Annotated in this window: 10 protein-coding genes; 3 read left to right on the top strand and 7 right to left on the bottom strand. The window is 64.7% G+C overall.

Features of this window, described 5'->3' with window-relative positions; translation table 11 throughout:
- Positions 1 to 184 precede the first annotated feature (184 nt).
- A complete protein-coding gene (locus CIT39_RS32445; RefSeq protein WP_094976267.1) occupies positions 185 to 997 on the top strand; it encodes a hypothetical protein in 813 nt (270 codons plus the stop codon).
- On the opposite strand, the gene CIT39_RS32440 is transcribed toward CIT39_RS32445, so the two are convergent.
- The 7 genes from CIT39_RS32440 to CIT39_RS32410 form a co-directional block, all read right to left on the bottom strand.
- Positions 954 to 1,955: an ABC transporter ATP-binding protein gene (locus CIT39_RS32440; protein WP_094976268.1), complete on the bottom strand. Its 1,002-nt coding sequence runs from the start codon at positions 1,953 to 1,955 to the stop codon at positions 954 to 956. The two genes, CIT39_RS32445 and CIT39_RS32440, sit on opposite strands and share 44 nt — an antisense overlap.
- Positions 1,952 to 2,959 (bottom strand): ABC transporter ATP-binding protein, encoded by a 1,008-nt coding sequence (locus tag CIT39_RS32435; RefSeq protein WP_094976269.1) that lies wholly within the window; start codon positions 2,957 to 2,959, stop codon positions 1,952 to 1,954. Before CIT39_RS32435 ends, CIT39_RS32440 begins: the two co-directional genes overlap by 4 nt.
- Positions 2,959 to 3,852, bottom strand: coding sequence for an ABC transporter permease (locus CIT39_RS32430; RefSeq protein ID WP_094976270.1), 894 nt, complete (start codon positions 3,850 to 3,852; stop codon positions 2,959 to 2,961). Before CIT39_RS32430 ends, CIT39_RS32435 begins: the two co-directional genes overlap by 1 nt.
- A 9-nt stretch (positions 3,853 to 3,861) precedes the next feature.
- Positions 3,862 to 4,809 (bottom strand): ABC transporter permease, encoded by a 948-nt coding sequence (locus CIT39_RS32425; protein ID WP_094976271.1) that lies wholly within the window; start codon positions 4,807 to 4,809, stop codon positions 3,862 to 3,864.
- Positions 4,810 to 4,849: 40 nt separating this feature from the next.
- Positions 4,850 to 6,448, bottom strand: a complete 1,599-nt coding sequence (locus CIT39_RS32420; RefSeq protein ID WP_094977019.1) for an ABC transporter substrate-binding protein — start codon at positions 6,446 to 6,448, stop codon at positions 4,850 to 4,852.
- Positions 6,449 to 6,643: 195 nt separating this feature from the next.
- Positions 6,644 to 8,194, bottom strand: a complete 1,551-nt coding sequence (locus CIT39_RS32415; protein WP_094976272.1) for an AMP-binding protein — start codon at positions 8,192 to 8,194, stop codon at positions 6,644 to 6,646.
- Positions 8,195 to 8,212: 18 nt separating this feature from the next.
- The gene (locus tag CIT39_RS32410; RefSeq protein ID WP_162308805.1) at positions 8,213 to 9,367 is read right to left on the bottom strand and encodes an iron-containing alcohol dehydrogenase; all 1,155 of its coding nucleotides are present in this window, start codon (positions 9,365 to 9,367) and stop codon (positions 8,213 to 8,215) included.
- 329 nt (positions 9,368 to 9,696) lie between these two features.
- Between CIT39_RS32410 and CIT39_RS32405 the strand changes: the two genes are divergently transcribed.
- Together CIT39_RS32405 and CIT39_RS32400 are read left to right on the top strand one after the other, a co-directional pair.
- Positions 9,697 to 10,902 (top strand): efflux RND transporter periplasmic adaptor subunit, encoded by a 1,206-nt coding sequence (locus tag CIT39_RS32405; protein WP_162308804.1) that lies wholly within the window; start codon positions 9,697 to 9,699, stop codon positions 10,900 to 10,902.
- Positions 10,899 to 14,069: an efflux RND transporter permease subunit gene (locus CIT39_RS32400; RefSeq protein WP_094976275.1), complete on the top strand. Its 3,171-nt coding sequence runs from the start codon at positions 10,899 to 10,901 to the stop codon at positions 14,067 to 14,069. The genes CIT39_RS32405 and CIT39_RS32400 overlap by 4 nt, the downstream gene beginning before the upstream one ends.
- The last annotated feature ends 120 nt before the right edge of the window (positions 14,070 to 14,189 follow it).

Below are 14,189 nucleotides of genomic sequence, written 5' to 3'. Positions count from 1 at the left end.
AAAGTGGTGGAGAGGCATGGTGGGCGCCGCTTGACTTTGCCGACCCCATGCGGCGCGCCGTTCGCCCAAAATTTTATGGTATTACAGAAGGTTAGTTGAATTTCGAACGAGGTCCAAAATTTATTTTGAACCTTGTTCATTCTTCGGCTACATATATTGAACATTGTTCAATTGTGGGGCCGGCATGTTGCGCGCCAATGATCCCGTCCAGGCGACCAATCCCACGCTACCCTCGGTATCCCGCCGTCCCCCGTTCGCCGCGCCGCAACGCCGCGAGGGTTACGTGATCGGCGCGCTCTGCGTTCTGACGCTGACGGCGCTCCTCGCCCCCGCGCTGCCCGCCGCCGCCTGGCACGTCCCGCACTTCGTCGACAGTCGTACCTGGCTCGGTGTGCCCAACGCCGGCGACGTGCTGAGCAATCTCGCCTTTCTCGCGATGGGCGTTTGGGGTTCGGAGCGGCTGCGCGCCCGCAATGAGGCGCCCGTGGGTGCAAGCTGGTTCTTCGTGGGACTGATCCTCACTTGCCTGGGTTCTGGCTTCTATCACCTGGACCCCGACATGCCGCAACGGCTCCTGGCCGATCGTCTCGGCATGGCGGTGGCGTTCGCGGGCTTTCTGGGCATCGCCGCCAGCGAGCGCGTCAGCGTGCGCGCCGGAGAGGCGGTGCTGGTGCTGATGATGATCGCGGGCCTGCTGGCTGCCTGGGTGGCACGCGAGAATCTCACGCCATGGGTTGTCGTGCAGTTCGGCGGCATGGCACTCGCCGTGGCACTGGCGTTGACGCGCCCCCGGCCTGGCGCGCTCGGCGTGCCGCTCGGGGGAGTGATCTTCTTTTATGTGCTGGCCAAGCTTTTCGAGCTGGGTGACGCGCTCATTTTCGAAGCGACAGGACACATCGTCTCGGGTCACACGCTCAAGCATCTGGCTGCCGCGATGGCGGCCTGGCCGGTGATCAGGTCGTTGGCGCCAACTGGCTCCGTCCCGTCCCGTCATTGAGCAGGCACGCCACCTGATGCCCGTCGCCGGCTTCCAGCAGCGCCGGCCGTTCAGTCTTGCACCGGTCCATCGCAAACCGGCAGCGGGTGTGAAACGCGCAGCCCGAAGGCGGATTGACCGGGCTCGGCACATCACCGTCGACCAGCGGCGCGAGCTTCTTCGCGAGCGGATTGGCGACCGGCACCGAGGCCAGCAGTGCTTGCGTATAGGGATGCCTGGGATTGCGGAACAGCTCGTCCTTGCCAGCCATCTCGACGATCCGGCCGAGATACATCACCGCGACACGGTGGCTGATATGGGCGACCACGGCCAGATCGTGGGCGATGAACAGGTAGGAGAAGCCGTGCCGGCGCTGCAGGTCGATCAAGAGGTTGATCACCTGCGCCTGGATCGAGACGTCGAGAGCGGAGACCGGCTCGTCGCAGACGATCAGGCGCGGCTCGAGTGCGAGCGCGCGTGCGATGCAGATGCGCTGGCGCTGGCCGCCGGAGAATTGATGCGGGAAGTTGCGCATCTGGTCGGGGCGCAGGCCCACCTGCTCGAACAGCTTCGCGACCCGTACCTCCAGCGCCTTGCCGCTGGCGAGCCCGTGCACCGCGAGCGGTTCGCCGACGATGTCGCCGGCGGTCATGCGCGGGTTGAGCGAGGCGAACGGGTCCTGGAACACGATCTGCATCGAGCGCCGGTGCGGCCGCAGTGCCGTCTTGGACAGATGGGTGATGTCCTCGCCGTCGAGCCGGATCCGGCCCGAGGTCGGCTCGACCAGCCGCAGCACGCTGCGCGCCACCGTCGACTTGCCGCAACCGGATTCGCCGACGAGGCCGAGCGTCTCGCCGGCATGAAGCGAGAACGAGACGCCGTCGACCGAGTGTACGGTGCCGACCTGTCGTCGCAGCACGCCGGCGCGCACCGGATAGTGTTTCTTGAGGTCGGTGACTTCGAGCAGGGCCTCGGTCATGCCACCTCCGCGACTTCTTCCGCGCGCCAGCAGGCGGCTAGATGGCCGCCACCCCAATCCGCCAGCGGCGGATATTCTGCCTCGCAGCGCTTGATCGCGAGCTTGCAGCGCGGCGCGAAAGCGCAACCCTTCGGCAGCCGCACCAGCGACGGCACGGTGCCGGGGATCTCGTTCAGCCGCGCCTGCGCCGGAACGCCGGCGGCCGGCACAGCCGGGATCGACGCCATCAGCCCGCGCGTATAGGGGTGCTTGGGCGCGGCGAACAGCGCTTCGACGCTGGCTTCCTCGACCTTCCGCCCCGCATACATCACGATCACGCGCTGCGCGGTCTGCGCGACGACGCCGAGATCGTGCGTGATCAGCACGAGCCCGGTGCCGAGCTCCTTCTGCAGGTCGAGGATCAGCGCCAGGATCTGCGCCTGAATGGTGACGTCGAGCGCGGTGGTCGGCTCGTCCGCAATCAGCAGCGCCGGCCGGCACGCCAGCGCCATCGCGATCATCGCGCGCTGGCGCATGCCGCCGGAGAGTTGATGCGGATATTCTTTCGCGCGCCGCGCCGGTTCGGGAATGCGGACCAGACGCAGCATCTCGACGGCGACATTCTGGGCCTCCTTGGCCGAGATGTTCCGGTGCAGCCGCACGGCCTCGACGATCTGGTCGCCGATCCGCATCACCGGATTGAGCGAGGTCATCGGTTCCTGGAAGACCATGGAGATGCGGTTGCCCCTGACGGCGCGCATCTCCGCCTCATCCAGTGCCAGCAGATCGGTGCCTTCGAGCGAGATGGAGCCGCCGACGATGCGGCCGGGCGGATCGGGCACCAGCCGCATCAGCGACAGCGCGGTGACGCTCTTGCCACAGCCGGATTCGCCGACGATCGCCAGCGTCTCGCCGCGCTTCACGGTAAAGGAGAGGTCGTCGACGGCCTTGAACAGGCCGGAGTTGGTGAAGAACACCGTCTTCAGGTTCTTCACGTCGAGCACGAGATCGGTTTTTTCAGCCATCAGCCGCGCTGCCGGGGATCGAGGATGTCGCGCAGGGCGTCGCCGAACAAATTGGCGCCGAATACGGCGAGGCTGATCGCGATGCCCGGGAAAATCACCAGCCACGGCGCGGTGCGGACATATTCGGCGGCGGATTCCGACAGCATGCGGCCCCAGGATGGATAAGGCTCGGGAATGCCGAGACCGAGGAACGACAGCGAGGCTTCGGTCAGGATGGTCGAGCCGAGCTGCGCAGTGGCGAGCACGATCAGCGGCGCCATCGTGTTCGGCAGCACGTGGCGGAGCGCGATGCGCACCTCACTCATGCCGATCGACTTGGCGGCCTCGATGAAGGGGAGTTCCCGCAGCGCCAGCGTGTTGGCGCGGATGACGCGCGCGACCGTCGGGATCAGCGGAATGGCAATCGCGATGATCACGTTCGGCAGCGACGGGCCGAGTGCCGCCGTCATCACCAGCGCCAGCACCAGCAGCGGCAGCGCCTGGAGGACATCGGAGACGCGCTGAAACACCAGATCGACCCAGCCGGAGAGATAGCCGGAGGTCAGGCCGACGATGACGCCGATCGTGCCGCCGAGCGCGGTCGAGCCGATTCCGACGGCAAGCGAGATCCGTGCGCCGTGGATGATGCGGCTGAACACGTCGCGGCCGAACGAGTCCGTTCCCATCCAGTGCGCCAGGCTCGGGCGAGCCAGAGCGCGGGCCGAATCGATCGAGAGGGGATCATAGCGCGCAATGAAGTCGGCGAAGATTGCCATGAATACGAACACGGCCATGATGACGAGGCCCGCGGCGCCCAGCACATGCCGCTGTGCCAGAAACAGCACGCGCCGCCAGCCGCCGGTCGCATGCGCGCCGGCCCGCCTCAGTTCAACGTCGAAGTCGATAGCGGCCAAATTGATCTCCTAATCCGTGTACCTGATGCGCGGATCGAACACGGCGTAGAGCATGTCGACGATGAAATTCGCGCTCACCACCACGACGGCGATCAGCATCACGAGGTTCTGCACGATCGGATAGTCGCGCCAGCGGATCGCCTCGACCAAGAAGCGGGCGACGCCGGGGATGTTGAACACCGTCTCGGTGACGATCAGGCCGCCGATCAGGAATGCCGCTTCGATGCCGATCACGGTGATGACGGGCAGGATCGCGTTCTTCAGCGCGTGCCGATAGTTGACGGCGGCGTCGGAGGCGCCTTTCGCGCGCGCGGTGCGGATGTAATCCTGGCGCAGCACCTCCAGCATCGAGGACCGCGTGATGCGCATGGTCAGGGCCGCGCTGCGGAAGCCGACGGCGGCGGCGGGCACGGCGTAGGTTGCGAACGCCTCGAGCCAGGTCTGCGGATTCGGATTGAAGATCGGCATCTGGCCGAACATCGCCACCGACGCTGTCAGTATGAGCAGCCCGAGCCAGAACGAGGGCAGCGACAATCCGCTCAAGCTGACGACACGCAAGGCGTAATCCAGCCGCGTGCCTTGCTTCACCGCGCTGATGACGCCGAGCGGGATGCCGATCGAGGCCGAGAACAGCAGCGCGAGGCCGGCGAGCCGCGCTGTGATCGGGATCCGCGGCAATATCTCCTGAAGCGCCGGCTTCTCGGAGACGTAGGAGTAGCCGAAGTCACCGCGCAGGAAGCCGCTAATCCAGTGCCAATATTGCATCACCAGCGGCTGGTCGAGGCCGAGCTCCTTCTCCAGATTGGCCTTGTCGGCGGGATCGACATAGCCGGCCGCGGCGAACAGGATGTCGACGATATTGCCGGGCACGATGCGCAGCAGCAGGAAAATGACGATCGAGATCCCGAACAGGGTCACGAGCATCAGGAACAGGCGTCGCACCAGATAGGCAAGCATCCTCCGCCCTCCGCGAGCCGCTAGTCTTCAGCCTGGCGCGCTACTTGTCGAGCCACACATCCTCGTAGCGAAAGCCGTTATAGGAGCTGTTCGACATGATCGTGACGCCCTTGACATAGGGCTGCCAGCACGTGCCGGCCCGTGCGTGGAAGATGATCGGGCGTGCGACATCTTCTTGCAGCTTCTTGTCGATCTCCCACACCTGCGGCTTGCGCTTGGCGATGTCGGTCTCCTGGGACTGCGCGTCGAACAGCTTCTCGATCTCCTTGTTGCAGTAATTGGTGTAGTTCCGCTCCGAGCCGCAGGAATAGTTCTCGTAGAAGGACTGGTCGGGATCGTCGACGGAATTGCCGGTCAGGTTGAGGCCCAGCATGTAGTCCTTGCGCGCGACCTTCGGGAACCAGTTCGCGGTCTCGACGACGTCGAGCTCGCCGTCGATATAGATGCTCTTGAGCTGGTCGATCAGGATCACGGCGGGGTCTCGATATTCCGCGATGTTCCGGGTCGAGACTTTCACCGCGAGATGCTTGTCCGGGCCGTAGCCCGCCTTCTGCATCAGCTTCTTCGCCTCCTCGCGGTTCGCATTCACGTTCGGCCCGTAGCCCGCAATGGTCTCGAGCTTGTCCTTGGGCATGCCCCAGATGCCTTGCGGCGGCGGCAGCATGGTGCCGCCGATATCGGCCTGGCCTTCGAACAGGATATCGACGAAGGCCTTGCGGTCGAGCGCCATCGCCATCGCCCGGCGGATATCGATGTTGTCGAACGGCGGCGAGCTCGAATTGACGATGATGTTGGTCGAAACGTTGGTCGGCTCGACGACGCAGGTCGCGTTCGGCGCCTGCGACTTGATGTCCTTCAGCAGTGGGATGGTGATGTGCGTCGGGAAGGTCATGTCGAACTTGCCGGCGACGAAAGCGAGGATCGCGGTCGAGCGGTTCGTGATGATGGTGTACTCGATGCCGTCGAGATGGGGCAGACCCTTCTTCCAATAGTCCGGATTGCGCGTCAGCTTGATCGATTCATTGGCCTTGAACTCGACGAATTTGAACGGTCCGGTCCCGATCGGATGGGTGCGCATGTCCGCCGGCGAGACGTGACAGGGATAGATCGGCGTATAGCCGGACGCCAGCATCGCCAGCAGCGAGGGTTGCGGCCGCTTCAAATCGAAGGAGACCTCGAAATCGCCGCTTGTCGTGATGTCGTTGACCTCGCTGTACCAGGCCTTGCGCGGATTCTGCCGAAGCTTCTGCTGTGATTTTCCCATCAGGAGATCGAAGGTGCATTTGACATCGGCCGACGTGAACGGCTTGCCGTCATGCCATTTGACGCCCTGGCGCAGTTTGAACGTTAGCTTCTTGTTGTCGTTGCCCCAGGACCAGCTTTCGGCCAGTTCGGGCCGAAGGGTATCAGGACTATTCTGCGCGATGTGCTGGTCGTAAATGACGAGATTGTTGAAAACGCCCATGAACGGCACGTTGACCGAATAGGTCGCGCCTTCGAGGATGGATGCGTTTGCCGGACTGTCGCGGTGATACATCCGCAGGACGCCGCCTTGCTTGGGCTCGCCGGCGAGCGTGATGGTTGAGGCCGTCAGCACAGATAGCGCCGCCATTGCGGCGAGCGTCCATACGCTCCGCATGCTCATCCTCCCTGGAGATCGGCCTTTTGCGGCCTGTTTGTGTTGACGATAGCGAGGCGCGCGCAGCGAGGCAACCCGCAAGGACGTCCGACCTCTCGACAATTGGGATGACGGAACGCTCCGGAGTTTCGCCTGCGCACAATGTGAGAGTGCAAGTGCGAACAAGCGGCTGTTGTGCCGAAGTTGCGGGGAGCCTCACACGATCCGTGACGCCTTGTTGCCCCAATACCGGTCCCGCAGCAGGCGCTTGTACAATTTCCCCGTCGGCAGCCGCGGCAATTCCTTCTCGAAATCCACCGAGCGCGGCACCTTCTGCCGCGACAGCGATTTTGCGCAGAACGCGATCAGCTCTTCGGCGAGCGCCGCGTCCGGCGCGATTCCGGGCATCGGCTGCACCACCGCCTTCACCTCTTCGCCGAGATCGGGATTGGGCACGCCGAACACGGCGGCATCGGCGACCTTGGGATGGGTGATCAGCAGATTCTCGCATTCCTGCGGATAGATGTTCACACCGCCGGAGATGATCATGAAGGTCGCCCGGTCGGTCAGGTACAGGAAGCGGTCGGCATCGACATAGCCGACATCGCCGACCGTGCTCATGCTGCCGTCGGCCGAACGTGCCTCCCTGGTCTTCTCCGGATCGTTGAAATATTCGAACGGCGTCGCCGTCTTGAACCACACCTGGCCGGGCGTGCCGGTCGGGCAATCCCGCATGTTCTCGTCGAGGATGTGGAGGTCGCCGAGCAGCACCTTGCCGACGGTACCGCGATGGGCGAGCCATTCCTCACTGTTGCAGGCAGTGAAGCCGAGGCCTTCGGTCGCGCCGTAATATTCGTGGATGATAGGGCCCCACCATTTGATCATGTCGTCCTTGACCAGCGCCGGGCAGGGCGCCGCGGCATGGATCGCGATCTCCAGCGATGACAGGTCGTAGCGGCCACGCACCTCCTCCGGCAGCTTCAGCATGCGCGAGAACATCGTCGGCACCAGCTGGGTGTGCGTGATGCCCCAGCGCTGGACCAGCTCGAGGTAGCGTTCGGGATCGAAGCTCTCCATGATGATCACGGTGCCGCCCATGCGGATCGTGAGGTTCACGGCCGCCTGCGGCGCGGAATGATAGAGCGGCGCCGGCGAGAGATAGACCATGCCCTCGCGGTAGTGCCAAAGTTTTGTCAGGAAATCGAACAGCGGCAGATTGTACTTCGGCGGCTCCTCCGGCAGCGGTCGCAAAATGCCTTTCGGCCGTCCCGTCGTGCCGGACGAATAGAGCATGGCGGTGCCGAGCCACTCGTCCGCGATCGGTGTTGTCGGCATATCCGCGGTCACGTCCGCAAGACCGACGATGCGCTCGCTCTCGCCGGGGCCGTCGGCGACGATGCAGAGCTTGATATCGGGACAAGCCTGGATCGCCTCGCGGGCGATGTCGAGCTTCGCCACCGAGGTGATCAGGATCTTCGACTGGCTGTTGACCAGCAGATAGGCGAGTTCGCCCGGCGTCAGGAAGGAGTTGATGCAAGTGTAATACAGCCCGGAGCGCTCGCCCGCGCCGCAGGCCTCGAGATAGCGCGAATTGTTCTCCATGAAGATCGAATAGTGGTCGAGCCGCTTCAGGCCGTGCTTGCGGAACAATTGGGCCAGCCGGTTGCTGCGCGCATCGAGCTCGCGATAGGTGACGGCCTCGCCTGTTGTCGCCATGATGAAGGCGGGCTGCAGCGGGCGTAGGCGGGCATGCTGACCTGGGTACATCTATCCTCCGGCTCTGGATCAGGCGGCGAGAAGCAGGATTTCGCGCAAATCGACAGGACCCTCGATCTTGCGAGGATTGCGCGGAATCCAGTTCGTCCGCATCGCCTGTTCGGCGATATCGTCGAAATGCTCGGGCGAGACGCGCATCTCCGCGAGGCTGCGCGGCATGCCGAGCGAGCGGATGAAGGCATCGAGCACGTCGGCAGCGGCGTGGCCGGGATAACCCATGGCGGCGGCGACGATCATCTGCCGCTCGGCATTGTCGCGCGCGTTCCAGCGCATCACCGCCGGCAGCATGATGCAGGAGGTGTAGCCATGCGGCACGTCGAAGGCCGCGCCCAGCACGTAGCCGATGCCGTGGCTCGCGCCCATGGGAACGCCGGCCGCGAGCGCGCCCATCGACAGCCAGGTGCCGATTTGCGCATCCATCCGCGCGTCGAGATCGGCGGGATCGGCTTTCACCCGCGGCAAGGCGTCGGCGAGCATCGCGAGGCCCTTCACCGATTGCGCGTCGGCGTAAGGATGCGTCTCGCGCGAGCAGATCGCCTCGACGCAATGGTCGATGGCGCGGACCCCGGTCGACAGGAACAGCCATTCCGGCGTGTGCACGGTAATGGCGGGATCGAGGATGGTCGCGCGCGGCACAGCCAGCGGGTGCCGCAGCATCTGCTTCACGTTGGTGCGGCGGTCGGTGACGCCCGCGATCGCGCTGAACTCGCCGCCGGCGATCGTGGTCGGCACGCTGACCTGCCGCACCGTCGGCGCATTCATCTCGGGCGCTATGCCCTTGTGCACGCGGATGCGCTCGATACCGTCGACATCGTCGATGCCGTTGGCGAGGCAAAGCTGCACCGCCTTGGCACCGTCGGTGATCGAGCCGCCGCCCACGGTGACGATCAGATCGGCACCCGCCTCGCGCGCGGCATTTGCAGCCGCGATCACCGCCTCGCGCGGCGTATGCGCCGGCATCGCATCGAACAGGCCGGCGCAGCGGGAGCCCAGGGCCTGCTTGATCTTCTCGATTTCATCGGTCTGCCGGTTGAGCGTGCCCGACACCATCAGGAAAGCACGATGTGTTCCCAGCCGGTCCATCTGCGCGACGATGGCCTCAGTCGCAGGATGGCCGAACACGACCTCCTCGATCGCGCCGAAAACGACACGTCCTTGATGCACGCCTGTCCTCCCGGACAATTCGTCTTGTTTTTGTGGAAGTAATCTAGCCGAGCCACCGGCTCCCGTCATGTGCGAAGGCGCTGGCTTGTTTCCTTTATCCTTCTCCTTCAGGGGTGGGTGGCATCGTGCCTTCGTCACAGTCTCGCATCGCGTGAGAGAGCTCCGCTCGGGTCCGTCAACCCGCCATCCGGTCAGGGTGCGCTTGGACGCCCCGCACGCGCTTTGGCCTTGAAGTGTTCATCAACTCCACCCATCTTGGGACGCCCGCGGGTAAATGCCTACCCTGCTTTTTCCGCGGCTTTTGACAAAGGACGATGCGAGGACCTGGGATGGCTGGACCGGATGGAAGCGAGCGACTTGTCAAAAAGCACGAATTCGTCCAGCCGCGGCATTACGCACTAGCGGGTCTCCTCGTCGCTTCGTTCGCGCTCACCGGTTGCGGGCAGCCGACTTCGCAAGCAGCCGCGCCGCCGCCGCCGCCGGTGACGGTCGCCCAGCCGGTCAAGCGCACCGTCACCGATTGGGACGAGTTCACCGGACGCTTCGAGGCGGTCGAGGAGGTTCAGGTGCGCCCGCGCGTCGGCGGTTTCGTCAACTCGGTCGAATTCCAGGACGGCGCCATCGTCCATCAGGGCGATCTGCTCTATGTGATCGACCCGCGTCCATTCGAGGCCGTCGCCACGCAGGCGGAGGGACAGCTGTCGGATGCCCGCGCCAAGGTGGAGCTGGCCAAGCGCGAGCTCGACCGCGGCCTCAGCCTGGTGCAGACCAGCGCGGTCTCAGAGCAGGTCGTCGACCAGCGCCGTCAGGCCCTGCAAGCTGCGCATGCCGCGGAGGTGCAGGCGGAAGGCGCGCTGAAAGCCGCCAGACTGAACATCGAATTCACCCATGTGACGGCACCGTTGACCGGCCGCGTCAGCCGCCATCTCATCAGCCCCGGCAATCTCGTGCAGGGCAGCGACAATGGCTCTTCGACCCTCCTGACCTCGATCGTCACGCTCGACCCGATCTACGTCTATTTCGACATGGATGAGGCGACCTTCATGAAATACAGCAAGCTGTGGTTCGAAGGCCGGCGCCCGAGCTCGCGTGACACGGCCAATCCGGTGCAGGTGACGCTGGCCGGCGAAACCAAGCCGTCGCATGAAGGCACCATCAACTTCCTCGACAACCGGCTCGACGTTTCGACCGGCACGTTGCGCAGCCGCGCTGTCGTCAAGAACACGGACCTGTCGATCCTGCCCGGCCAGTTCGGCCGCGTCCGGCTGATCGGCAGCGCGCCCTACGAGGCGCTGCTGATTCCGGACGTCGCTGTTGCGACCGACCAGTCCCGCAAGATCGTGTTCGTGGTGAAACCCGACGACACCGTCGAGGCGCGCCCTGTGGTGCTCGGGCCGCTCGACGAAGGCCTGCGCGTGATCCGCGAGGGATTGAAGGCCGATGACCGCGTCATCGTCAACGGCATCCAGCGCGCCCGTGTCGGCGCCAAGGTCACGCCGCAGACGGCGCAAGCCCCAGCCGGTGGCAAGTCATGAATCTCGGCCGTCTTTCCATCAACCAGCCGATCCTGGCGATGGTGCTGTCGATCGTGCTGCTGATCGTCGGCGCGCTCGCTTACACCACCCTGCCGGTGTCCGAATATCCGCAAGTGGTGCCGCCGACCGTCGTCGTCACGACGCAATATCCCGGCGCCTCCGCGCAGACCGTGTCCGACACGGTGGCCGCTCCCATCGAGCAGGAGATCAACGGCGTCGAGGACATGCTGTATCTCTACAGCCAGGCCACCTCGAACGGCCAGCTCACCATCACCGTCACCTTCAAGCTCGGCACCGATCTCGACAAGGCCCAGGTGCTGGTGCAGAACCGCGTCGCGATCGCGCAGCCGCGCTTGCCCGAGGAGGTCCAGCGCAACGGCGTCACCACCCGCAAGAACTCGCCCGATATCCTGATGGTCGTGTTCATGCTGTCGCCGGACGACACTTTCGACCAGCTCTACATCTCCAACTACGCGCTGCTCCAGGTCCGCGACCAGCTGCTGCGTCTCGACGGCGTCGGCGACATCCAGATGTTCGGCGCGCGCGACTATTCGATGCGGCTGTGGCTCGACCCTGATCGAATTGCCAATCTCGGCCTGACCTCGGCGGAGGTGCTGGCCGCGATCCGCGCCCAGAACGTGCAGATCGCGGGCGGCCAGATCGCCGAGCCGCCGATCGCCGATCGCGCCTTCCAGCCCAACCTCACCTTCACCGGCCGCCTGAAGGACCAGAAGCAGTTCGAGGACATCCTGATCAAGGCCGGCTCCGACGGCCGTATCGTGCGATTGCGCGACGTCGCCCGCATCGAGCTCGGCGCGCTCTCCTACACCACCAACAGCTTCCTGCTGCGCAAATCCGCGGTCGCGATGCTGGTGACGCAGCGGCCGGGATCGAACGCGCTCGCCACCGCGAAGAACATTACCGACACCATGACGAGGCTGAAGGAGAGCTTTCCGAAAGGCCTCGACTACAATATCGGCTATAATCCCACCGAGTTCATCGCCCAGTCCGTCCACGAACTGATCAAGACCATCTACGAAGCCATGCTGCTCGTGGTCATCGTCGTGCTGGTGTTCCTGCAGGGCTGGCGGCCCGCGATCATTCCGATCATCGCAATACCTGTGTCGCTGGTCGGCACCTTCGCGGTGATGGCGGCGCTGGGCTTCTCCATTAACAACCTCACTTTGTTCGGCCTCGTCCTCGCCGTCGGCATCGTCGTCGACGACGCCATCGTGGTGGTAGAGAACGTCGAGCGCCATCTCGAGCACGGCATGAGCCGGCGCGACGCCGCGCTCAAGACGATGGAGGAGGTCGGCGGCGCGCTGGTCTCGATCGCGCTGGTGCTTTGCGCGGTGTTCGTGCCGACCGCGTTCCTCGGCGGCATCTCCGGGCAGTTCTTCCAGCAATTCGCCGTCACCATTGCGGTTGCGACCGCGATTTCCTGCTTCTGCTCGCTGACCCTGTCGCCCGCGCTGGCTTCGCAGATCCTCACGCCGCACGTGGAGAAGCGGCCGCCGGCGAGCTGGAATGTCATCGCGCGGGCGTGGGGTGCCTTCACCGGCGTGTTCAACCGCGTGTTCGACCGGCTGGCGCACGGCTATGCCGGGCTTGCCAATTTTGTCATTCGGCATTCGGTGGTGATGATCCTGATCTACGTCGTGCTGATCGGCAGTGCCGGCTGGCTGATCGCGACCACGTCGCAAGGCTTCATTCCGGCGCAGGACCGCGGCTACGTCATCATCTCCGCGCAATTGCCGGGCGCGGCGTCGCTGGCGCGCACCACGGAGGTCGTGCGCGAGATCGAGCGGATCTCGCTCGATACGCCGGGCATCGTCCGCGTCGCTGCCTTCGCCGGCTTCTCGGGCGCCACCCGCACGCAGGCCGGCAATGCGGCCGCGCTGTTCCCGGTGTTCGACGAGCCCGAGGCTCGGATCAAGAAAGGGCTCACGGCCAATGCGATCACGGCCGAGCTGCGCAAGCGCCTGTCCGCGATCCAGGGCGCGTTCATCATCGTGATCCCGCCGCCGGCCGTACCGGGCATCGGCACCGGCGGCGGCTTCACCATCCGCATCCAGGACCGCCAGGGGCGCGGAGCGGAGATGCTTGCCGCAGCCACCGACGAGCTTGTCGCCGCGGCGCGCAAATCGCCCTCGCTGCTCGCTCCCACGGTGTTCTCGCCGTTCTCGGCCAACACGCCGCAGCTGTTCGTCGACATCGACCGCACCAAGGCGCAGAAGCTCGGCGTACCTATCTCGAATATCAACGACACGATCCAGAGCTATTTCGGATCGACCTATGTCAACGACTTCAACCTGTTTGGCCGTACCTATCACGTCACCGCGCAGGCTGACTTCCCGTTCCGGAAAGAGCCGAGCGATCTCGCGCGCCTGCGCACGCGCAACGCCTCCGGCGACATGGTGATGCTCGGCAGCGTGGTCGAGTTCAAGGATGTCTCGGGTCCCGACCGCGTCGCGCGCTACAATCTCTATGCGGCGTCCGAGCTCCAGGGCGAGCCGGCGCCGGGCACCAGCTCGACCACGGCGCTCAACACCATCAAGAAGCTGGCGGACGACACCTTGCCGAGCGGCTTCACCTTCGAATGGACCGACCTGTCCTATCAGCAGATCACCGGCGGCAATGCCGGCCTCTACGTGTTCCCGATCTGCGTGCTGTTCGTCTATCTCGTGCTCGCCGCACAATATGGCAGCTGGACCCTGCCGTTTGCGGTGATCCTGATCGTGCCGATGTGCCTGTTAGCTGCCACCATCGGCGTGCGCATCATGGGGCAGGACGTCAACATCCTCACCCAGATCGGCTTCGTCGTGCTGGTGGGGCTGGCGGCCAAGAACGCGATCCTGATCGTCGAGTTCGCGCGCGACATCGAGAACGAGGGCAAGCCGCGGCTGGAGGCCGTGATCGACGCCTGTCGGTTGCGCCTGCGGCCGATCCTGATGACGTCCTTCGCCTTCATCCTCGGCGTGCTGCCGTTGGTGATATCGAGCGGCTCCGGCTCGGAGATGCGGCAGGCGGTCGGCGTCGCCGTCTTCTTCGGCATGATCGGCGTCACCCTGTTCGGCCTGTTGTTCACGCCGATCTTCTATGTGGTGGTGCGGAATCTGGCCGAGGGGCGGAACGAGGGGAAGAAGCCGGAGGTCGTGGCGGGCTGACCATTGTGGTCGCCTGCGGTGCCACACTCTCGGTGTCGTCCGCGCGAACGCGGGGATCCATAACCCCAGGGAGCAGTTTGGCGAGGATTGGCAACCACGAGTCTTCGTCAAACCTCTCCC

This window comes from Bradyrhizobium symbiodeficiens, assembly GCF_002266465.3.
Classification (GTDB): domain Bacteria; phylum Pseudomonadota; class Alphaproteobacteria; order Rhizobiales; family Xanthobacteraceae; genus Bradyrhizobium; species Bradyrhizobium symbiodeficiens.
Note: the sequence above shows the minus strand (reverse complement) of the source record. Positions and strands in the feature narration are given on the sequence as shown.

Bases quoted from the DNA above. Each gene is read 5' to 3' on its own strand.
- CIT39_RS32425 (WP_094976271.1), bottom strand. From the start codon at position 4,809: ATGCTTGCCTATCTGGTGCGACGCCTGTTCCTGATGCTCGTGACCCTG.
- CIT39_RS32415 (WP_094976272.1), bottom strand. From the start codon at position 8,194: ATGTACCCAGGTCAGCATGCCCGCCTACGCCCGCTGCAGCCCGCCTTC.
- CIT39_RS32445 (WP_094976267.1), top strand. From the start codon at position 185: ATGTTGCGCGCCAATGATCCCGTCCAGGCGACCAATCCCACGCTACCC.
- CIT39_RS32435 (WP_094976269.1), bottom strand. From the start codon at position 2,959: ATGGCTGAAAAAACCGATCTCGTGCTCGACGTGAAGAACCTGAAGACG.
- CIT39_RS32440 (WP_094976268.1), bottom strand. From the start codon at position 1,955: ATGACCGAGGCCCTGCTCGAAGTCACCGACCTCAAGAAACACTATCCG.
- CIT39_RS32400 (WP_094976275.1), top strand. From the start codon at position 10,899: ATGAATCTCGGCCGTCTTTCCATCAACCAGCCGATCCTGGCGATGGTG.
- CIT39_RS32405 (WP_162308804.1), top strand. From the start codon at position 9,697: ATGGCTGGACCGGATGGAAGCGAGCGACTTGTCAAAAAGCACGAATTC.
- CIT39_RS32420 (WP_094977019.1), bottom strand. From the start codon at position 6,448: ATGCGGAGCGTATGGACGCTCGCCGCAATGGCGGCGCTATCTGTGCTG.